This window comes from Streptosporangium sp. NPDC020072 (assembly GCF_040631445.1).
Classification (GTDB): domain Bacteria; phylum Actinomycetota; class Actinomycetes; order Streptosporangiales; family Streptosporangiaceae; genus Streptosporangium.
The window spans coordinates 123,396-144,406 of record NZ_JBEYAB010000007.1 but is presented as its reverse complement, the minus strand read 5'-3'; the positions used below and the strand labels follow the sequence as shown (position 1 = coordinate 144,406).

The following is a 21,011-nucleotide window of genomic DNA, read 5'->3' as shown; positions in this document are numbered from 1 at the left end:
TCTGCCGGGTACGGCATGCCATACCCGGAAATATCAGCTTTTCCGAAGTTCGATCAGAAGGACGCCCCGGTCACGGGACGGTGCGCGGGCCGGGAGACCTCCTCAAGCCGGGCGGCCAGTTCGGCGGGAAGGCCGAGGGCGAATCCGGCCGCGTTCCGTTCGTACTGCCCCAGATCGCGCGGGCCGATCACGACCGAGGTGACGCCCGGCCTGGCGGCGACCCAGGCGACGGCCACCTCGACCGGCGTGACGCCCAGTTCGGCGGCGACTTCGGCCACCTCGTCCGCGATGCCGTGACTGCGCTCACTGAGCATCTCCCCCGCCCAGCGGTCGGCCGCGGGGCTGGACATCGCCAGCAGGGAACTCATCCTGCTGTCCGGGCCGGGGGCGACACCCCTGCGGTAGCGGCCCGCCAGGACACCGCCGCCGAGCGGGGCGTAGGTGACGACGCCCAGACCGTGGCGTTCGCACGCGGGCAGGATCTCCGCCTCGATCAGCCTGGCCAGCAGGGAGTACTGCGGCTGGAGGCTGACCATTCTCGTGCCCCCGACGCGTTCGGCGGCCCACTGCGCCTCCACGATCTGCGGCGCGGTGAAGTTGGAACAGCCCAGATAGCGGACCTTTCCCGAACGGACGAACCCGTCGAGGGTCGCCATCGTCTCCTCAACGGGGGTCTCGGGGTCCCACTGGTGGCACTGGTAGAGGTCGATGTAATCGGTGCCGAGACGTCGCAGGCTCGCCTCAAGCGCCCTGGTCAGGTGCGCCCTGGACAGTCCCCGGTCGTTCGGGCCCGGCCCCTGGGGACCGAAGGCCTTGGTCGCGACGACCACCGAGTCCCGGCGTCCGCGCAGCGCCTTGCCGACGATCCGTTCCGCCTCGCCCGCGTGGTAGATGTCGGCGGTGTCGATGAAGTTGTTCCCCGCGTCGAGGAAGGCGTCGATGACGCGGATCGCCTCCGCCTCCTCGCAGCCGCCCACGCCGGGACCGGTGCCGAAGTTCATGGTGCCGAGGCAGGTGCGAGAGACCTTCAGGCCGGAGCCGCCGAGCCGTACGTGATCCATGGAAATACCCCCGATAGAATCGGAACCAGCGTTCCGCTTGGAATGCGCGAAACGATACGGAACACTTGTTCCGGTTGTCAACGATCGTGAAGAACGGAGGGCGAGGATGCGCACGGACGCACAGCGCAATCTGGCGCGCGTGCTGAGCGCGGCGGAGGAGGTCCTGACCCGCGACGGCCTCTCCGCCCCCATGCGGGCGATCGCCGCGCGGGCCGGGGTCGGCGTGGGCACGATCTACCGGCAGTTCCCCACCAAGGAGGCCCTCTACCAGGCGATCGTCGTCGACCGTCAACGCAGGCTCGCCGAGGAGGCGCGGGCGTTGGCGGAGGCGGCCGAACCCGGCGCCGCGTTCTTCGCCTTCTTCGCCCGCGTCGTGGAGGACGCCACCCCGAAGAAGATCTTCGCCGACGCCCTGACCGAGGCCGGGATAGACGTCAAGGCCGCGACCGCGGGAGCCCACGACATCCGCGGCGCCGTCGAGACCCTGCTGGTCCGCGCCCAGCAGGCGGGTGAGGTGCGCCAGGAGGTGGAGATGCCGGAGATCCTGGCCCTCCTGACCGCCGCCTGCCTGGCCGCCCAACACCAGAACTGGGACGAGACCCTACGAACCAGAGCACTCGACGTCGTCTTCCACGGCCTGCGCCCCTGAGTGCCCATCGAGAGGCGGGAGCAACCGGGCGCCCTGAAGACGCACCACCCCCGGGGCCGGACGCCCCCGTCAGGCCGACGAAGACGGCATGAAACGGTGATGTAATGTCGATTACATAGTTACAAGGGAGTTGTGTGATGGTTGTTGAGTACATCCGCTACCGGGTTCCCGACGGGGAGGAGTTCGAGGCCGCCTACCGGCGTGCCGTCGTGCCGCTCGGGCGGGCGCCGCAGTGCCTCGACTACGAACTGTCCCGCTGCGTCGAGGAGCCCGAGTGCTACGTCCTGCGCATCACCTGGACGTCGGCCCACGACCATCTCCAGGGCTTCCGCGGCAGTGAGCACTTCCAGGAGTTCTTCGCGGAGATCAAGCCGTATGTGTCGAACATCGAGGAGATGCGGCACTACGAGAAGGTGATCGAGAAGACCGAGCCCACGTTGTTCGAATGGGCCGGGGGCGCGCAGGCGCTCGAACGGCTGACCGAGACGTTCTACGGGCGGGTCATGGACGACGACCTGATCGGACCGCTCTTCGCGCACATGGATCCCCGCCACCCCGCGTACGTGGCGATGTGGCTCGGCGAGGTCTTCGGCGGCCCCGCCCGCTACACCGGAGAACGCGGCGGCCACTCGCACATGATCTCCCACCACCTCGGCAGGGGCATCACAGAACCGCAGCGCCGTAGGTGGGTCAGCCTGCTCATGGACGCGGCCGACGAGGTCGGCCTGCCCTCAGACCCGGAGTTCAGGGCGGCGTTCGCGGGCTACATCGAATGGGGCACCCGGCTGGCCGTCCACTTCTCCCAGCCGGGCGTCTCCCAGCCGGGCGAGGAGCCGGTGCCGCGCTGGGGCTGGGGCGTCATGCCGCCCTACCAGCCCTGACGCTACAGCCAGCCCTTGCGTTTGAAGGCGGTGTAGAGGGCGGCCGAGGTGAGGACGATGGCCAGGGTGGAGATCCAGAAGCCCGCCGCGTGGCCGAAGCCCGGGTAGGGGACGTTCTGGCCGTAGAAGCCGGTGATCATCGTGGGCACCGCGATGATCGCGGCCCAGCTGGTGATGCGCTTCATGATGTCGTTGAGCCGGAAGCCCTGCTGGTTGATGTGGGCCTCCCTGACGTTGCCGACCAGCTCGCGCAGGGAGTCCGTCCACTCCGCCGCACGCAGGGTGTGGTCGTAGACGTCCTGGTAGTACGGCGTCAGCGCCGGGTCGACCATCTCCACGCTGCGCCGCAGGAGACTGCCGACGACCTCCCGCACCGGTACGGCCAGCCGCCGGAAACGCACCAGTTTCTTGCGCATCTCGAACGTCAGCCGCTGGATGTGCACCCGGTCCCCCGGCACGTCGGCGAACAGGTCGTCCTCAAGCGCCTCGACCCGGTCGTCCATGGCCTGCAGCACGTCGAAGTAGCCGTCCACGACGTAGTCGAGCAGGCCGTGCAGCAGGTACGGCACGCCGTACCTGGCCATCTCGGGGTTGGCGTCCCAGCGCCTGACCACCTCGTCGATGTCGAACCCGGGGTTCTCCCGCACCGTCACCAGGGCGTTCTTGGTGACGAAGACGGATATCTCGACGAGGTCGAGACTCCCGCTGTGCAGCTTGGCACCGTAGACGGTGATGAACAGGTGGCTGTCGTAGCTGTCCAGCTTGGGGCGCTGGTGGCTCTGCAGGGCGTCCTCGACGGCCAGGCGGTGGAGTCCGAGCTCCTCGCTGATCGTCTCCAGGTCGGCGGGCGTCGGCGAGCACAGGTCGAACCACACCACGGCGGAGGGGTCCCCGACATGCTCGGAGACCTCGTCGATGGGGAAACCCTCGGCCTTCAGAGCCCCGTTGCGGTACAGGCGGGTGCGGTCCATGGCGTTTCACACTAACCCGGTCAGGCGGCCTCGGAAACGGCTTCGAGAAGCCTCCTGATGTGCCTGACGGCGGTACGGCCCGCGCGGTTGGCCCCGATGGTGCTCGCAGAGGGACCGTATCCGACCAGGTGGACGCGGGGGTCGAGGACCGCGACGGTGTCCTCGACCCGGATGCCACCGCCGGGCTCGCGCAGGCGCAGCGGGGCCAGGTGGTTGACGACGGGCCGGAACCCGGTGGCCCACAGGATCACGTCGGCCCTGACAAGATCACCGGTGTCATCCCAGACCACCCCTTCGGGGACGATCCTGTCGAACATCGGCAGCCGGTCCAGCGTCCCGGCCGCCATCGCGGCCCGCACCTGGGGGGTCAGCGGGTAACCGGTCGCGCCGACCACACTGCCCGGCGGCAGGCCCGCCCGGACCCGGGCGTCCACCCTGGCGACGGCGGCACGTCCCGCCTCCTCGTCGAACGGCCCCTCGCGGAAGACCGGCGGACGGCGGGTGACCCAGGTGGTCGTGGTGACGCGGGCGATCTCCATGAGGAGCTGCACCCCGGAGGCGCCCCCGCCGACCACCACGACGTGCCTGCCCGCGAACTCCTCGGCGCTCACGTAGTCGGCGGTGTGCAGTTGCCGTCCGGCGAAGGTCTCCTGCCCGGGGTAACGCGGCCAGAAGGGGCGTTCCCAGGTGCCGGTGGCGTTGACCAGGGCACGGGCCGACCAGTCGTCGGCCGAGGTCCGCACCAGCAGCCTGCCCTCGGGCCCCTCCTCGACGGAGCGCGCCTCGACCGGGCGCAGCACCGGCAGGTCGAAGGTCCGCTCGTAGCGGGCGAAGTACTCGGAGACGACCTCCGCCGAGGGACGGCCGGGGTCGGGGTCGCCCAGCGACAGGCCGGGCAGGTCGTGCACCCGGTGCGTGGCGCCGAGGGTCAGCGAGGGCCAGCGGAACTGCCAGGCGCCGCCGGGAGCCGGTGAGCGGTCGAGCACGACGAAGTCGAGACCGGCCCTCTTCAGGAAGTAGGCGCTGGACAGCCCGGCCTGCCCCGCTCCGATGACCACGACGTCGATCTGCGTCATGCTCCCTGGCAACCACGGCCCGTCCACGGATAATCCCCCGCGAATCCCCCACGCGGCCGAACGCGCGCCTGACCATGTCAGCCGCAGAAGCCCCCACACACGGCCCGACGCGCACCGGACCGTGTCGGGCCGCCCACCTCGGGCGATCCCCCCGCCTGCCGCCGGACCCGCATAATCGGGCCGTCCCGGGGCAGTTTGGGTGACCAGCACAGCACAAGCAGCCCGAGATGAGGTCACATGTTGGTTCTTGGAGTCCTCCTGATCGTCCTCGCGGGCGCGACTGTGGTCGCGGTCTCCTGGGACGAGGCCGCCACCGCGACGGCGACCGCGACGTTCACGGTCTTCGACCGCACCCTCCAGCTCTCCCAGCTGGAGTTCTTCTTCGCCGGAGCCGCGACCGGCGCGGTCTTCCTGCTCGGCCTGGCCCTGCTGATCGCCGGGACCCGCCGCTCCGCCGTACGGCGAAGCAGGCTGCGTGCCTCCCGTCTTGAGGCGCGTGACCGCATGAACCGCCTGGAGCGGGAGAAGCAGGAGCTCGAACGCAAGCTCGCGGAGACCCCCGAGACGGCCGACCCCGAGACGACGGCCCCGCACCCCCGTGTCGAGGTCCCTCGTCAGCACTCGGCCGACCAGCTCGTCGCGGGCCGCCACACCCGCCCGTCGAAGTAGGGACCACGAGGTGGGACCGCGCCTTCCCGCCCGGTACGGCTCCGCGCCCGGCCGCCGGACGGGAAGGCGGGTCAGCGTAGGGCGGACTCGGCCTTCTCCGGCTCCGCCGGAGCCACCGGAGCCCTCCGTCCGCCGTACAGGAGGGTCATCAGGCCTCCGGCGACCAGACCCCAGAAGGCGGCGCCGATCCCGAACAGGGTCATCCCGGAGGCCGTGACCACGAAGGTGATCACGGCGGCCTGCCTGCCGTCCGGGTCGGCCAGGGCCGCGGCGAGCGCGGAGACGAGCGCGCCGACGAGGGCCAGACCCGCCACGGCCTCGATGAGCACCGGCGGGGAGAGCAGGACCAGCGCGGTGGCCAGTCCGGAGCCGACGCCAAGGACGATCATCGAGACACCGGCCGTGACGGAGGCGATCCAGCGGCGTCCCGGGTCGGGGTCGGCGTCGGGGCTCGCGGCCAGGGCGGCGGTGATGGCGGCCAGGTTCACCGCGTGGCCGCCGAGGGGGGCGCCGACCGTACTGGCCAGGCCGGTGCCGAGCAGGATGCCGCGCAGCGGGGGGCGGTAGCCGTACTGGGCGAGGACCGCCATGCCCGGCACGTTCTGGGAGGCCATGGTGACCAGGAACAGCGGCAGGGCGACGCTGATCATGGCCTGGGGGCTCCAGGTGGGGACGGTGAGCTCCACGACCGGACGGATGTCCACGGCACCGAGGCCGGAGCTGGTCAGCGCGATGGCCACGACCGCGACCAGCAGGGCGCAGGGGACGGCCCACCGGGCGGCGAAGCGGCTCAGCAGCGCCCAGGTGAGCACCACGGGGGCGGCCATCAGCGGCACCTCGCCAAGCGCCCTGACCGGGGCCACGCACAGGTCGAGCAGGACCCCGGCGAGCATGGCGCTGGCCATGGGGGCCGGGATGGCCGCGACCAGTCGGCCGAGCGCGGGGAAGAGCCCCGCGGCGACGATCAGCAGGCCGCAGACGACGAAGGCGCCGACGGCCGCGGGGAAGCCGCCCTCGACGGCGCCGGTTGCGACCAGCAGCGCGGCGCCGGGGGTGGACCAGGCGATGGTGATCGGCATCCGCCGCCACAGCCCGAGACAGATCGCGACCACCCCGTTGGCCAGGCACAGGGCGAGCAGTCCCGACGCCGCCTGGTCCTGGTCCGCGCCGACCGCCCGCAGCCCGGCCAGGACCACGGCGAAGGAGCTGGCGAAGCCGACGAGCGCGGTGACGATCCCGGCGAGGGCCGGTTGCAGAAGGCGTGACATCGTTCTCCGTTCTCCGCCCGGCGGCACGCGACCCCGCCCGGCGGCATGCGCATCTCACCCGGCCCGTTCCGAACGACGCGCGGACGATCGTTCCGTAAACGGAACAGCGGGCATGCTGCACCATAGCCCCATGGAGTGCCACTCACAAACCCCTCGTCCAGCTCTGGAGAGCAACACTCACGACATCGGCCTGCGAATCCGCCAATTGCGCGAGGAACGCGGCATGTCGCTCTCCGAACTGGCCCGTCGTGCGGGCGTGGGGAAGGCCACCCTCTCCGGCCTGGAGAACGGCACCCGCAATCCGACCCTGGAGACGCTCTGGTCGGTGACCGCCGAACTCGGCGTGCCGCTGGCCGTGGCCCTCGGCACCGCCCCCGCCGCCCCGGGCACCACCATCAGGGGTACGGCCGTCGCCGCCGTACTCCTTGAGGTGTTCGAGGAGAGGGAGGTGACCTACGAGCTCTACCGGATGACGGTCCCGGCGGGCGCCGCGCAGACCTCCCCGGCCCATCACCGGGGGGTGACCGAGCACATCACGGTCTTCTCCGGGACGCTCAGGGTCGTCGCCGCGGACCGCACGCTGACGGCCGGGGCTGGCGAGCACATCGGCTGGGTGTCGGACGTGCCGCACTCCTACGAGGCCGTCGGCGACCAGGACGTCCACGCGAGCCTGCTCATCCGCTACCCACGACGCTGACGCCCATCCACGACATCAGCGTCACCCACGGCCCCACCCAGGACACACCACCGAAACCCGACCACGATCCCGCCCGCCCAAAGCCGGCCCGGGGCACGCACCGCCCACAGCCCGTCCGGAGCGCGGCACCGAAGCCCGCCCACTACCCACCCAAAGACGACCCGGGGCACACGTACCGCCCACAGCCCACCCCGGGACCCCAATGGTGCGGCAAAAAGGGCATAAACGTATATTCATCCCATGACTCCACGAGCCAAGGCGGGGCTCTTCTGGGCCGTGGGCGTCCTTGCCTACGTGATCGCGGTCTTCCACCGTCAGTCCCTCGGCGTCTCCAGCATCGAGGCCGCCGCGCGGCTCGGGGTCGGCGCGGCCGGGCTCTCCGTCCTGGCGATGCTGCAGCTGCTGGTCTACGCGGCCATGCAGGTGCCCGTCGGGGTGCTGGTCGACCGGTTCGGCTCGAAGCGCATGCTGGTGACCGGCGCGGTCGTGATGGGCTGCGGCGAGCTGGTCTTCGCGTTCGCCGACGGGCTCACCGGCGGCATCGCGGGCAGGGCGCTGATCGGCTGCGGCGACGCGATGACGTTCATCAGCGTGATCCGGCTGGTCAACGTCCACTTCTCCGCCCGCCGCAACCCGCTGATGGTGCAGCTCACCGGCCTGATCGGACAGGTGGGCGCGATCGCCTCCACGGTGCCGCTGATCCACTCCCTGCGCGTCAACGGCTGGACCCCGACCTTCGTCGGCGCGGCCGGGCTCGGGGCGGTCTCGGCGGTGCTGCTGCTGGTCGTGCTCCGCGACGCCCGGCCCGCGCGGACGGCGGAACGGCCGAGCCTGGGCGCCGCCTGGGCCGAGCCGGGGACCCGCCTCGGCATGTGGACCCACGCGGCGACCCAGTGCTCGGCCGCCGCGTTCCTGCTGCTGTGGGGGTATCCGTTCCTGGTCCAGGGGCAGGGCCTGTCCCCCGCGACGGCGGGTGTGCTGCTGTCCACGTTGACGCTGTGCGGCATGGTCTGCGGACCGCTGATGGGCTACCTCGCGGGCCGTTTCCCCTTCCACCGCTCACGGATGGTGTTCGTCGTGGTCGGCAGCACGGCCGCGGCGTGGACCGCCGTACTGGCCTGGCCGGGACGGGCCCCGCTGTGGCTGCTGGTGGTGCTCGTGGTCGTGCTGGCCTCCAACGGGCCGGGGTCGATGATCGGCTTCGACTACGCCAGGACCTTCAACCCTGCCGCCAGGATCGGCGCGGCGACCGGCATCGTCAACGGCGGCGGGTTCGTGGCCTCGATGTCGTTGATCGCCCTGGTCGGGATCGTCCTCGACCTGACGGGACAGACGACCCTGGAGTCCTTCCGCTGGGCCCTGGCCGTCCAGTATCCGATCTGGGCGCTGAGCGCCCTCCAGGTCCTGCGTTACCGGCGCAGGACCCGGAGGCTGCTGGCGGCCGTACGGACGGCCGAGCCCGAGGTCACCCCCCAAGCCGGGTGAACGGCTCGGCGAAGTGGGCGGTGGCGATCACGCCCCGCTCGGCCCCGACCTGTTCGAGCAGCTTCGTACGGGTGACCACGGCGAGGTCGGGATCGTCGTCGTACAGGTAGGGGATCGACGGATCGGCCAGCTGCACCGGGTGCAGCACCACGTCACCGGTCAGCACCAGGTCCCCCACCCGGACGACCTGGTGGCCGGGTGTGTGGCCCGGGGTGTGCAGGACCCTGATGCCGGGGAACACCTCGGCCCCGCCCTCGACGACCTGGACCCGCTCGCCCAGCGGCCTGACGAACCGGTCGAGGGCCGTCTCCTCCGCCGTCTCGATCTCGGCCCGCTGGAGCAGGTGCCTGGCGTTGGGGAAGGCGGGCGACCCGCCGACCACGACGCCGCTCGCGTGGTCGCTGTGCAGGTGGGTGACGACCACCGCGTCGATCTCCTCGGCGGTGACGCCGACCCGCGCGAGCTCCGCGCCGAGCACGCCGGGAACCGGCGCCCAGCTCGCGGCGGGCGAGTCCTCCGGCCCGACCCCCGTGTCCACCAGCACCGTACGACCGGCCGCGTCACGCAGCAGGTAGCAGTGGAAGTGCAGCACCCACTCGTCGGTCTCCCGGTGCCCGCCCCCGGGGAACAGCTCCGTCAGCGGGCGCCGGACCGTCCCGCCCATCGGGCCCACGGCGTCGCAGAGGGGGAACACCTCGACTCCGGCGACTGTCATCGGCTGATGTGGCATCGGCTCTCCTGTTCGTCCACGGCTTGACGGCGCTATGGCGAATGTGGGTGTGACGCACCGCAGGCCGGGCCGCGTGCGATGATCCGCCCATTCTCCCTCACCGCCCCTTTCCTCTCCCCGTGCCGACCCGTCCGAGATCTCCCGACCAGGGCGCCAGGGGCGTCAAGCCTCGCCGACCCCGCTCAGTACGCCAGGTCCTCGTTCCTGATCGAGTCGACCCGGCAGTACCCGAGTGAACGCGTCCTGCGGTCGTAGAGACAGATCTTGATGTCGACCCTCGTGATCTCGCCGTCCGAGCCGAGCCGGTAGGAGCCGCTGGGGGCGCATGTCACGCGCGGCTGCGCCCACCCCGTCCCGCCGCCCGTGTAGTGGAACCTGGCCCTGATGTAGGCGCAGTGGTCACGGTGCGGGTCGCGGTCGTAGAGCGTGCCGTACACCTTGAACGTCTCGGCGCTGAAAGAGGTGATCCTGACGGTCGCCTTCGCGTAGCCGCCGTGGCCGGCCGAGGTCCTGACCGACCCCAGCCGGTAGTCCGCCGCGGCGGGAAGCGCGGTGACCGGGCCCGCCGCGAGGGCCACGAGGACGGCACCGGCGAAAAATGTCCTTCTCATGCTTCGAATTTGTACGGCCCGCCACTTGGAACCGGCTTGTACGGCACTGAGTTGAATTCCCCTTCAGAACAGGACGAGGGGCCGGGGCGGGGCACTCCCCGGGAGGCGGGATGATGGACGGATGCTGGCCGACGTCGTCCATCTTCTCGTCTGCCCGGTCTGCGGCGGCGACCTGGCCCTCGACGAGCGGGCCGTACGGTGTGACACGGGACACACCTTCGACGTGGCCAGGCAGGGATACGTCAGCCTGCTGACCGGTTCGCGGGCGCCGGGGACGGCCGACAGCGCGGACATGGTCGCGGCCAGGGACGCCTTCCTCGGGGCCGGGCACTTCGCCCCCCTCGCCGAGGTCGTCGCGGGCGCCTGCCGTACGGACGCCGGGGTGGTCGTGGACGCGGGGGCGGGCACGGGGCACTACCTGGCCCGGGCGCTCGACCGGCTTCCGGGGGCGGTCGGTGTCGCGCTCGACGTCTCCAAGCACGCGCTCAGGCGGGCCGCACGGGCCCATCCCCGGCTCGGCGCCGTCGTGGCCGACGTGTGGCGGCCACTGCCTCTCAGGAGCGGTTCGGCCGAGGTGTTGCTGAACGTGTTCGCGCCGCGCAACGGTCCCGAGTTCGCCAGGGTCCTCGCGCCCGACGGCACGCTGGTCGTGGTCACCCCGACCTCCAGGCACCTGGAACCGCTGGTCGAACGGCTCGGGCTGCTCTCGGTCGACCAGGACAAGGAGCGGCGGGTCGCCGACAGCCTGGGCGACCGGTTCGTCGAGGCCGGGCGGAGCCTGCACGAGTTCGGCATGACCCTCGGACGTGACGCGGTCGAGGCCGTCGTGGGCATGGGACCGAGCGCCTGGCACACCGATTCTCACGCTATGCGAGCGAGGATCGCAGACCTACCGGAATCCAGTGAAGTGACGGCTTCTTTCTATATGTCTATCTTTCACCGCCGTCTCTGATCAAGCCGTTAACTTGACAGACGCCTCCGAGATTCGTGTTACTGGAGTGACATTTAGTCCGAAATTCCCACACATTAATGAAGCAAACCAGTGGTGGAGGCGACATACTGGACGGCAATCCGGCGAGCCCGCGCCTGGACGCTTGAAGCCACGCCTTGACGAGGGGAAGCGATATATGAAGGCGGAGGAACGCTGGCAATCCAGGTTCCGAGCGCCCCGCGTGACCTTGCCCGTGTGGGCGCGGCGGGCCCCCGCCAGGAACGTCTACCGGAGCAACGCCTCGGGCACCTGGGAGATCTACGCCTGGGACCGCACGACAGGCGCGACCCGCCAGGTGACCACGCGTCCCAAGGGCACCTCGCACGGCACGATCGACCCCACCGGGAAGTGGATCTGGTGGTTCTCCGACACCGACGGTGACGAGTGGGGCGGCTGGATGCGCCAGCCCTTCTACGGCGGCCCCGACGAGCCCATCGACCTGGAGCCCGGCTTCCCCTCGGGAATCGCCCTGGCCGCGACGGGTGAGGCGGCCATCGGCATGGCCAGGCCCGGCGAGGGCTTCACCGTCAGCCTGGTACGGCCCGGCGAACCCGCCCGGGTGATCTACGAGCACACCGAGGCCGCCTCCGTCGCCGCGATCTCCCTGGACGGCTCCCTCATCGCGATCAGCCACAGCGAGCACGGCGACTCGCGCCACCCCGCGCTGCGAGTGCTCAGACGCAACGGCACGGTGGTCGGCGACCTGCGCGACGGCGAGGGCAAGGGCGTGCTGGGCCTGCGCTTCGCGCCCGTGCTCGGCGACCGCAGGCTGCTGGCCCTGCATGAGCGCAGAGGCCGCAGGGAACCCCTGGTCTGGGACCCGGAGACCGGCGACCAGCGGGAGATCTGGCTGCGCGACTCCGGCGAGATCACCGCCGACTGGTACGACGACGGCCGCTCCCTGCTGCTCGTGCGGGCCAACCGGGGCCGTACGTACCTGCACCACTACGACCTTCCCGGCGGCAGGATGTCCCCGATCGACACCCCGCACGGGGTGATCGACGGTGCCACGCCCCGGCCCGACGACTCCGTCGAGTACTCCTGGTCGAGCGGCGCCCACCCACCGGTGATCAGGTCGACCAACGGCCACATCGTGGTGAGCCACGGCGGCCCGACCGCGCCGCTGTCCGTACCGGTCGAGGACCTGGACGTCGAGGGGCCCGGCGGGCGCATCCACGCCCTGGTCTCACGCCCGGAACGCGGCTCCGGCCCCTTCCCCACGGTCTTCCTGCTGCACGGCGGCCCGACCTCGCAGGACGACGACTCCTTCGTGCCGCAGGTGGCCGCCTGGGTCGACCACGGCTTCGCCGTCGTGCGGATCAACTACCGAGGCTCGACCGGGTACGGCTCCGCTTGGCGGGACGCCCTGGTCGGCGAGGTCGGCCACATCGAGCTGGCCGACGTGGCCGCGGTGCGGACCACCATGATCGAACGGGGTATCGCCGACCCCACCCGCCTCGTGCTGGCGGGAGCCTCCTGGGGCGGTTACCTCACGCTGCTCGGCCTGGGCACCCAGCCGGGGATGTGGGCGGCGGGCATCGCCACCGTACCCATCGCCGACCACCTGGCCACCTACCGCGAGGAGACCGAGGCGCTGCGGGCCTACCACCGCGCCCTGCTCGGCGGCTCCCCAGAGGAACAGCCGGAACGCTACGCGAGGTGCTCCCCCATCACCTACGTCGACCAGGTCGAGGCCCCGGTGCTGATCCTGGCCGGAGAGAACGACCCCCGCTGCCCCATAGGACAGATCGAGACCTACGTCTCCCGCCTGGCCGAACGCGACCACCCCCACGAGGTCTACCGCTACGACGCCGGCCACGGCTCCCTGGTCGTCGCCGAACGCATCACCCAGATGTCCGCCCAACTCGACTTCGCCCGCAAACACATAACCCCAGGCCCCTGATCACCTAGCTCTTAGAACCACGATCGCCAGGTCGTCCGCGCTGGGTTCCGTGGCGAAGTCCTGTACGGCGCGGCGGATCCGTTCGGCGACCGCCCGCGCGGACAGTCCCACGCACTCGGCGAACAGCTTGGCCAGTCCCCCGTCGTCGTCGAGCAGCCTGCCGCCCTGGCGGCGTTCGGTCACCCCGTCGGTCACCGCGAGCAGGACGTCGCCGGGGTCGAGGTGGACGAGCTGGGCCTTGAACGTCGCCTCGGGGAAGACGCCGAGCAGCGACTGGGAGGTCACCACCGTGTCCACGACGCCGCTCGGCCGCAGCCGTAGCGCCTCGGGGTGGCCCGCGGAGACCATGGAGACGTCCAGCCCGGTCGGCACCGGCTTGATCTCCCCGTGCAGCAGGGTCAGGAAGCGGGCGCGGTCGCCCTCTTCGAGGATGGCCTGGTTGAGGCGGTCGAGGACGGCGGCGACGCCGTACCCCTCTCTGGCGAGCAGGCGCAGGGTGTGGCGGGCGAGGCCGGTGACGGCGGCGGCCTCGGGGCCGGTGCCGCAGACGTCGCCGACCGCGAAGCGCCAGCAGTCGTCCCCGGCCGCGAACAGGTCGTAGAAGTCGCCGCCGACCTCGTTGGTCTCACCGGCGGGCTCGTAGACGACGGCCGGGTCGAGGCCCGGGATCTCGCCGGGTTCGTCGGGAGGCAGCAGGCTGCGCTGGAGCGCCCGGTTGGCCGCGGCCTGGGTGGCGTAGAGCCTGGCGTTGTCCATGGCGAGGGCGGCGCGGCGGCCGATGTCCTCGGCGTACTGGAAGACGTCCTCGGCGAAGTGGTCGGGGCGCCCGAGGCACATCGCGCCGAGTGCCCTGCCCCTGGCCAGCAGCGGGACGACGAGCATCTGCCAGTCGCCGAGCTGCATGGCGCCGCCGCCCGCCTGCGGTATCTGGACGGTGGCGAGTTCCTCGCGCAGCCCGTCGATGCCGCGTTCGTCGGTGTGCCACAGGTAGGCGGGGCGCTGCGGGCCGCCGTTGTCGCTCCAGGTGTAGACGGCGCACCAGGTGGCCAGGCGGGGCACCACGATCTGCGAGATGATCGCGGGCACCATGTCGGGGTTGAGGGTCCCGGCGAGCAGGTCGCTGGCGTTGGCGAGGAAGCCCATCCAGAGCGGCCCGCGGCTCGGCTCCTCCGCCTTCCACTCGGCGGCCTGCCCCTCGGCCTCGCCGGACAGGCCCAGTACCGCCCAGTGGGTACGCTGGTCGTCGGTGAAGGTGACGCCCCACTCCTCCACCGGCACGGTCGGGCGTTCGAACGCCGTCTCCGAGGTGTCCTGCCGCCGCACCTCGATCCGCAGACCGTCGCCGAGGTGACTCCAGACGACCTCGAACGGCGCGTCCCCGGCCTGGCGGGCGAACTCCGCGACCAGCCGCTCGGCGGGCGTGAGCAGGGACGCGGCCGCCCAGGCGGTCATCACCTCCATGGTGAACCGCCTGGCTGCCGGGACGGCCGTGTCTCCTGGGGCGAATGTCGCGGCCAGGACGGCGCGGGGAGCGTTCGTCACTGTTCCGTGCCTACCACACTTGCTGCTGACATGGGGTAAATCGAAGGCGGGACTCGGAGTTGCGCACCGTGACAGACTGGGATGACTCACGGCTGCGCCCCCCGGGAGTCAAGGAGGTCTCATGACCACGGCCAACACCGTGTCTGGCGTCGAAGAACGACGGTACACCGAATCGGACCTGCAGCCGATTCTCCAGACACTGATCACCTGGCGCGATGGCGATTTCCGCCGCCGGGTGCCGCATGCCCCGCCGGGCATCCTGAGCGAGATCCGCCTGCTGCTCAACGAGGTGGCCGACCGCCGTGAGCACCTCGCGAACGAGTTGCACCGGGTGCGCCGGGAGGTGGTGCGGGAGGGCCGCTTCGGTGAACGTCTCTCCCCCGGCCCCGGGGTCGGTTCGTGGACGGAGAGCGTCGATTCGGTGAACGCTCTGATCGACGCGTTGGTCGGCCCGGTCAGCGGGGCCGCGGACGTGATCGACGCGGTGGCCAAGGGCGACCTGTCGCGCAGGATCGACCTGGTTCGCGGTTCCCGGGGCGAGGTGCGCCGCCTCGGCAAGGCGATCAACGGCATGGTCGACCAGCTCTCGCTGTTCACCTCGGAGGTGACCCGGGTCGCGCGCGAGGTCGGCACCGAGGGTCGTCTGGGCGGCCGGGCGAACGTGCGGGGCATGTCGGGCAGCTGGAAGGACCTGACCGAGGCCGTGAACACGATGTCCAGCCGCGTCTCGGCGCAGGTGCGTGACATCGCGCTGGTCACGACGGCGGTCGCGAAGGGCGACCTGAGCCGCAAGGTCACCGTCGACGCGGTCGGCGAGATGTTCGAGCTGAAGACCACGGTCAACACGATGGTCGACCAGCTCTCGGCGTTCGCCGAGGAGGTCACCAGGGTGGCCCGTGAGGTCGGCACCGAGGGTGAGCTGGGCGGTCAGGCGCAGGTCCGCGGGGTCTCCGGCGTGTGGAAGGACCTCACCGACAACGTCAACTTCATGGCGGGCAACCTGACGACGCAGGTCCGCGCGATCGCCTCCGTCGCCACGGCGGTGGCGCAGGGCGACCTGTCGAAGAAGATCACCGCCGATGCCCAGGGTGAGATCCTCCAGCTCAAGGACACCCTCAACACGATGGTGGACCAGCTGTCCATGTTCGCCGACGAGGTCACCCGCGTCGCCCGCGAAGTGGGCACCGAGGGACAGCTCGGCGGCCAGGCCCGCGTCCGAGGCGTCTCCGGCGTCTGGAAGGACCTCACCGACAACGTCAACTTCATGGCGAACAACCTGACCTACCAGGTCCGCAACATCGCCGAGGTCACCACCGCCGTCGCCAACGGCGACCTGACCAGGAAGATCGACGTCGACGCCCAGGGCGAGATCCTGGCGCTGAAGACCACCATCAACACCATGGTCGACCAGCTGTCCTCCTTCGCCTCCGAGGTGAGCCGGGTGGCGCGCGAGGTCGGCACCGAGGGGCAGCTCGGCGGCCAGGCGCAGGTTCCCGGCATCTCGGGCACCTGGAAGGACCTGACGGACAACGTCAACGTCATGGCCAACAACCTCACCACGCAGGTCCGGCAGATCGCGGCCGTCTCGACCGCGGTGGCGCAGGGCAACCTGTCGAAGAAGATCACCGCCGACGCCCAGGGTGAGATCCTCCAGCTCAAGGACACCCTCAACACGATGGTGGACCAGCTGTCCATGTTCGCCGACGAGGTCACCCGCGTCGCCCGCGAAGTGGGCACCGAGGGACAGCTCGGCGGCCAGGCCCGCGTCCGAGGCGTCTCCGGCGTCTGGAAGGACCTCACCGACAACGTCAACTCGATGGCGAACAACCTGACCTACCAGGTCCGCAACATCGCCGAGGTCACCACCGCCGTCGCCAACGGCAACCTCACCCGCAAGATCGACGTGAACGCCCAGGGCGAGATCCTGGCGCTGAAGACCACCATCAACACCATGGTCGACCAGCTGTCCTCCTTCGCCTCCGAGGTCACCCGGGTCGCCCGTGAGGTGGGTTCGGAGGGCAAGCTCGGCGGCCAGGCCCGGGTCGAGGGCGTCGAGGGCATCTGGCGGCGGCTCACCGAGAACGTCAACGAGCTCGCGGGCCGCCTGACCACGCAGGTCCGCGCGATCGCCGAGGTCACCACGGCCGTGGCCAGGGGTGACCTGACCCGTTCGATCACCGTGGACGCCGGGGGTGAGATCGGCGAGCTGAAGGACAACATCAACACGATGGTGTCCAACCTGCGCGACACCACGAAGGCCAACCAGGAGCAGGACTGGCTGAAGTCCAACCTGGCCAGGATCTCGCGTCTGATGCAGGGCCACCGTGACCTGATGGAGGTCGCCAGGCTGATCATGAGCGAGCTGACCCCGCTGGTCGCGGCCCACTACGGCGCCTTCTACCTCGCCGACCCGTCCGGTGACCACGACCTGCACCTGATCGCCGGGTACGGCGCCCGCCCGGGTTCGCGGATCAGGCAGCGCTTCGCGACCGGCGAGGGCATCGTGGGGCAGGCCGCCATGGACGGCAAGGGCATCTTCCTGGGAGAGGTCCCCGCCCGATATCTGACCGTGGACACCGGGTTGAGCAGTTCGGTGCCCGCCCAGATCATCGTGTTGCCCGTCCTGTTCGAGACGCAGGTCCTGGGAGTGCTCGAACTGGCCTCCTTCAGCCAGTTCAGTGAGATACACCATGACTTCATGAACCAGCTCGTCGAGACAATCGGCGTCACGATGAACACGATCATCGCCAACTCCCGGACGCAGGACCTGCTGACCGAGTCGCAGCGTCTGACCACCGAGCTCCGTGAACGCTCCGACGAGCTTCAGCGCCAGCAGGAGGAGCTGCGCCGCTCCAACGCCGAGCTTGAGGACAAGGCCGCCCTGCTGGCCAAGCAGAACCGCGCCATCGAGATCCAGAACTTCCAGATCGAGCAGGCGCGCCGTACGTTGGAGGAGCGGGCCGAGCAGCTGGCGGTCTCCTCCCGCTACAAGACCGAGTTCCTGGCCAACATGTCCCACGAGCTGCGCACCCCGCTGAACAGCCTGCTGGTGCTGGCCAAGCTGCTCACCGAGAACGCCGAGGGCAACCTCACCGTGCAGCAGGTCGAGTTCGCCAAGACCATCCACGGCGCGGGTTCCGCCCTGCTCCAGCTGATCAACGACATCCTCGACCTGTCGAAGGTCGAGGCGGGACGGATGGACATCCATCCGCAGCGCATCTCGCTGCCCAAGCTCGTCGACTACTTCGAGGCCACCTTCGCCCCGCTGGCGCAGGACAAGGGGCTGTCGTTCGCGGTCGAGGTCGACCCCTCGGTCCCGCAGGAGCTGCGCACCGACGAGCAGCGCCTGCAGCAGGTGCTGCGCAACCTGCTGTCCAACGCGATCAAGTTCACCCCCAAGGGCGAGGTACGGCTGCGCGTCGTCCGCGCCCCCTCGAACGTCCCCTACGTCGACGACACCTTGCGCGGCGCCGAGGGCACCCTGGCCTTCGAGGTGATCGACACCGGCATCGGCATCGCCGCCGACAAGCTGGAGTTCATCTTCGAGGCGTTCCGGCAGGCCGACGGGACGACCAGCCGCAAGTACGGCGGCACCGGCCTCGGTCTGTCGATCTGCCGGGAGATCGCCCGTCTGCTCGGCGGTGAGATCCACGTCGCCAGCGAGGTCGGGCAGGGCAGCACCTTCACGCTGTACCTCCCGCCCTCCTACGTCGGCCCGCTGGCCTCACGGGACGGCGGCGCCGCCGTCTCCGAGACGCTGCCGCGCGGCCAGACGATCGTGGGGGTGGCCGAGGAGCCCGAGGAACTGCCCGAGATCCCGATGCCGGAGGAGATGCCGGTCTCGCACTTCCCGAAGCAGGAGACCAAGACGTGGAAGGGCGACGATCCGCTCACCGGGACCAAGATCCTGATCGTGGACGACGACATCCGCAACGTGTTCGCGCTGACCAGCGTGCTCGAACGGCACGGCGCCACGGTCGTCTTCGCGGAGAACGGCCGTGAGGGCATCGAGCAGCTCGAACGCAACGAGGACGTCGCCCTCGTGCTGATGGACATCATGATGCCCGAGATGGACGGTTGGGCGACCACGTCGGCGATCCGCCGGATGCCCCAGTTCGCCGAGTTGCCGATCATCGCGCTGACCGCCAAGGTCATGCGCGGCGACCGGGAGAAGAGCATAGCCTCGGGTGCCTCGGATTACGTTCCCAAGCCCGTGGACGTCGACCGGCTACTGGAACGGCTGCGCGGCTGGCTCACCAGGGGCAGGCCGGCGGACGACTCCAACGAAGGGGCACAGTAGATGGCGGACCGCGCCAAGATCCTCCTGGTCGACGACCGGGAGGAGAACCTCATCGCGCTTGAGGCGATCCTCAGTTCGCTCGATCTGGTGCCCGTACGGGCCAGATCGGGAGAGGAGGCGTTGAAGGCCCTGCTCAACACGGAGTTCGCACTGATCCTGCTGGATGTGCGAATGCCCGGCATGGATGGGTTCGAGACCGCCTCGCACATCAAGCGCCGTGAGCGTACCCGCAACATCCCCATCATCTTCCTGACGGTGGTGGACAGCGCCCCCGACTACGCCTTCCGCAGTTACGCGGCCGGGGCGGTCGACTATCTCACCAAGCCGTTCGACCCCTGGGTGTTGCGGGCCAAGGTCGCGGTCTTCGTCGAGCTGTACAACATGAACCGCCGCCTGGCCGAGCAGGCCTTCATGCTCCGTGACCGGCTGGCCTCCGAGATCCCCTCGGGGGAGGCCGACGTCCATACGGCCGTGCTGCCGGAGCTGTCCGGGCGGCTGACGGCCGTTGAGGAGGAGCTCGCCCGGGTCGTCGAACTTGCCCGCAAGAGTGGCGACCCGAACCTCGTCGGCCCCCTGTCCGACCTCTCCCACCGTCTCAACCATCTCAGGGCCGGTTTCGACGCCCTCTCCTGACACGGAGCATGAGGCCGCCGGGGACCTTCCCCGGCGGCCTCACCGTTTTCAGTCGACGGCTTTCACGCGGCGGCCCCGGAACCGGGAACCTAGCGGCGGGCGCGTTCCAGGGCGTCCCAGAAGCCCCGGCGCAGGGCGTGACGGACCTCGTCGTGCAGCAGGAAGTCGATCGGCAGGGAGGAGCCCTGCAGGAGACGGGCCTCAAGGTCGGAGGGCATCCGCGGCTTGCGGGCGAGCACGGCCTCAAGCCACAGGGCCGGGGCGTCCTTGGCGACGGACTCGCCGAAGTCGTATCCCTCCTTGTGCGCGGCCTTCACCGCCTCGGAGAGGGTGGTCGTGCCGTTGCCGCCCGTGCTCTGCTGCGGGACGGGCGCGGGGTGCGGCCCGGTGTAGGCGCCCATCTGACCCGGCCGGTAGGCCGAGGGCCCGCCGGTGCCCGCCGAGCCGTACGGCGGCTGCGGCGAGCCCGCCGAACCGCCCTGGCCGGACGAGGCGGGCGGGGCCGGAGCCTGCTGCTGCGGCTGGGGCTGCGGTTGCGACTGGGGGACGGGCGGCGCCGGGGGCGCGGGCGGAGGCGGCTCGGTCGAGTAGCCGGGATAGGTGGGCAGCGCGTGGGCGGCCCGCGAGGGCGGGACGGCGGGCATGGGGCCGGTCTGCGAGGGCCCGGTGCCGAGGGAGACCACGGGGGTCTGCCCGTTCGCACTCGTCCTGCCGCCGGTGGGCAGCGCGGGGGTCTCCGTCGTCGCCGAGGTCACCGCGGGGGTGACCGTGACGCCGACCGAGACGCTCGACGTCACGGTGACGTACGGCCTCAGATGGGAGGCGCTGATCTCGATCAGGTCGTCGCACTCCTGGCGGAGCGAGCGCGAGACGGCCCAGCTGCCGTCCGCGGTGATGTGCACGACGGTGACCCGGACCCCGAAGTCCTGGGCGTCGCACACGACCTGGGCCAGGTCCTCGTCGCCGCTGACCACGACCGCGTCGCAGACCGCGCCGTTGCGTGCCAGGGTCATCAGGTCGCGGTGGACCTGGGCGTCCACACCCTCGCGACGGCCGGGACGGATGCGGGACAGGCGGAGCTTGAGCCCGGGAAGGTCGGCCAGCGCGTCATGCTCGGGAGTGCGACGGCCCTCGACGGTGGCCTCGTACCAGTAGCAGCGCAGCAGCGGCAGACCGGTGCGTTCCCTGGAGAGTTCGTTGAGCAGGGAGAGCAGTCCTCGGTAGTCCCACGAGACCTCCTCCCGATGACGGGTACTGTGCACCGCCATAGCGCCGTCGGCCAGCAGATATCCAGCGTCCACGAAAAGCGCGCAGCGATCCACGCGAAACCGCCCTTTCTTGCGTGGCCCGGCCCTTCCGGCTCACAAACGCCTGAAAGAACCCCTTGAGAGACCAGAACAGGCGGCCCTTTCTCAGGGTAATCAAGCCACTGATCGTCCGAGGGTGAATCCCGACGATTCGACCCGCGCATGACCATACGCCGGAGGGTTTACGCAGACCGTACCAGTTTGTCCCGTTCTTGAGGCCCCCGCGGCACGTGGATT

Annotated in this window: 17 protein-coding genes; 9 read left to right on the top strand and 8 right to left on the bottom strand. The window is 70.3% G+C overall.

Annotated features, from left to right (window positions below):
- Positions 1-53: 53 nt before the first annotated feature.
- Complete coding sequence (locus tag ABZ470_RS18215) at positions 54-1,061, bottom strand: aldo/keto reductase (RefSeq protein ID WP_362912363.1); 1,008 nt, start codon at positions 1,059-1,061, stop codon at positions 54-56.
- Positions 1,062-1,167: 106 nt separating this feature from the next.
- Here ABZ470_RS18215 and ABZ470_RS18210 point away from each other — a divergent pair, with 106 nt between their 5' ends.
- On the top strand, positions 1,168-1,710 hold the full coding sequence (locus ABZ470_RS18210; RefSeq protein WP_362912361.1) for a helix-turn-helix domain-containing protein: 543 nt from the start codon (positions 1,168-1,170) through the stop codon (positions 1,708-1,710).
- 137 nt (positions 1,711-1,847) lie between these two features.
- Positions 1,848-2,591 carry an antibiotic biosynthesis monooxygenase gene (locus ABZ470_RS18205; RefSeq protein ID WP_352011083.1) on the top strand — a complete coding sequence of 248 codons (744 nt, stop codon included), beginning with the start codon at positions 1,848-1,850 and terminating at the stop codon, positions 2,589-2,591.
- A gap of 2 nt (positions 2,592-2,593) precedes the next feature.
- Here the strand turns inward: ABZ470_RS18205 and ABZ470_RS18200 are convergent, their stop codons facing one another.
- Together ABZ470_RS18200 and ABZ470_RS18195 are read right to left on the bottom strand one after the other, a co-directional pair.
- Positions 2,594-3,562 (bottom strand): magnesium transporter CorA family protein, encoded by a 969-nt coding sequence (locus tag ABZ470_RS18200; RefSeq protein ID WP_362912358.1) that lies wholly within the window; start codon positions 3,560-3,562, stop codon positions 2,594-2,596.
- Between the two features lie 20 nt (positions 3,563-3,582).
- A complete protein-coding gene (locus tag ABZ470_RS18195; RefSeq protein WP_362912356.1) occupies positions 3,583-4,638 on the bottom strand; it encodes an FAD-dependent oxidoreductase in 1,056 nt (351 codons plus the stop codon).
- Positions 4,639-4,875: 237 nt separating this feature from the next.
- Here ABZ470_RS18195 and ABZ470_RS18190 point away from each other — a divergent pair, with 237 nt between their 5' ends.
- Positions 4,876-5,307, top strand: a complete 432-nt coding sequence (locus ABZ470_RS18190; protein ID WP_352011086.1) for a hypothetical protein — start codon at positions 4,876-4,878, stop codon at positions 5,305-5,307.
- 71 nt (positions 5,308-5,378) lie between these two features.
- On the opposite strand, the gene ABZ470_RS18185 is transcribed toward ABZ470_RS18190, so the two are convergent.
- On the bottom strand, positions 5,379-6,575 hold the full coding sequence (locus ABZ470_RS18185) for a benzoate/H(+) symporter BenE family transporter (protein WP_362912354.1): 1,197 nt from the start codon (positions 6,573-6,575) through the stop codon (positions 5,379-5,381).
- 112 nt (positions 6,576-6,687) lie between these two features.
- Between ABZ470_RS18185 and ABZ470_RS18180 the strand changes: the two genes are divergently transcribed.
- Both ABZ470_RS18180 and ABZ470_RS18175 read left to right on the top strand, forming a co-directional pair.
- Complete coding sequence (locus tag ABZ470_RS18180) at positions 6,688-7,272, top strand: XRE family transcriptional regulator (protein WP_362912352.1); 585 nt, start codon at positions 6,688-6,690, stop codon at positions 7,270-7,272.
- A gap of 240 nt (positions 7,273-7,512) precedes the next feature.
- A complete protein-coding gene (locus tag ABZ470_RS18175; protein WP_352011089.1) occupies positions 7,513-8,757 on the top strand; it encodes an MFS transporter in 1,245 nt (414 codons plus the stop codon).
- Here the strand turns inward: ABZ470_RS18175 and ABZ470_RS18170 are convergent.
- Together ABZ470_RS18170 and ABZ470_RS18165 are read right to left on the bottom strand one after the other, a co-directional pair.
- Positions 8,738-9,472, bottom strand: a complete 735-nt coding sequence (locus ABZ470_RS18170) for an MBL fold metallo-hydrolase (RefSeq protein ID WP_362912349.1) — start codon at positions 9,470-9,472, stop codon at positions 8,738-8,740. The genes ABZ470_RS18175 and ABZ470_RS18170 overlap by 20 nt on opposite strands.
- A 197-nt stretch (positions 9,473-9,669) precedes the next feature.
- Complete coding sequence (locus ABZ470_RS18165; RefSeq protein ID WP_352011091.1) at positions 9,670-10,098, bottom strand: hypothetical protein; 429 nt, start codon at positions 10,096-10,098, stop codon at positions 9,670-9,672.
- Between the two features lie 121 nt (positions 10,099-10,219).
- Between ABZ470_RS18165 and ABZ470_RS18160 the strand changes: the two genes are divergently transcribed.
- Positions 10,220-11,050 (top strand): putative RNA methyltransferase, encoded by an 831-nt coding sequence (locus ABZ470_RS18160; RefSeq protein WP_362912347.1) that lies wholly within the window; start codon positions 10,220-10,222, stop codon positions 11,048-11,050.
- Positions 11,051-11,225: 175 nt separating this feature from the next.
- On the top strand, positions 11,226-12,992 hold the full coding sequence (locus tag ABZ470_RS18155) for a prolyl oligopeptidase family serine peptidase (RefSeq protein WP_362912345.1): 1,767 nt from the start codon (positions 11,226-11,228) through the stop codon (positions 12,990-12,992).
- On the opposite strand, the gene ABZ470_RS18150 is transcribed toward ABZ470_RS18155, so the two are convergent.
- Positions 12,993-14,534 (bottom strand): GAF domain-containing SpoIIE family protein phosphatase, encoded by a 1,542-nt coding sequence (locus ABZ470_RS18150; RefSeq protein ID WP_362912343.1) that lies wholly within the window; start codon positions 14,532-14,534, stop codon positions 12,993-12,995. It lies immediately after the preceding gene.
- 121 nt (positions 14,535-14,655) lie between these two features.
- Here ABZ470_RS18150 and ABZ470_RS18145 point away from each other — a divergent pair, with 121 nt between their 5' ends.
- Complete coding sequence (locus ABZ470_RS18145; RefSeq protein WP_352011095.1) at positions 14,656-18,834, top strand: HAMP domain-containing protein; 4,179 nt, start codon at positions 14,656-14,658, stop codon at positions 18,832-18,834.
- A complete protein-coding gene (locus ABZ470_RS18140) occupies positions 18,835-19,467 on the top strand; it encodes a response regulator (RefSeq protein WP_362777744.1) in 633 nt (210 codons plus the stop codon). It begins immediately after the preceding gene.
- Between the two features lie 89 nt (positions 19,468-19,556).
- Here ABZ470_RS18140 and ABZ470_RS18135 read toward each other — a convergent pair whose 3' ends face one another.
- A complete protein-coding gene (locus tag ABZ470_RS18135) occupies positions 19,557-20,789 on the bottom strand; it encodes an NYN domain-containing protein (protein ID WP_362912340.1) in 1,233 nt (410 codons plus the stop codon).
- Between the last annotated feature and the right edge of the window lie 222 nt (positions 20,790-21,011).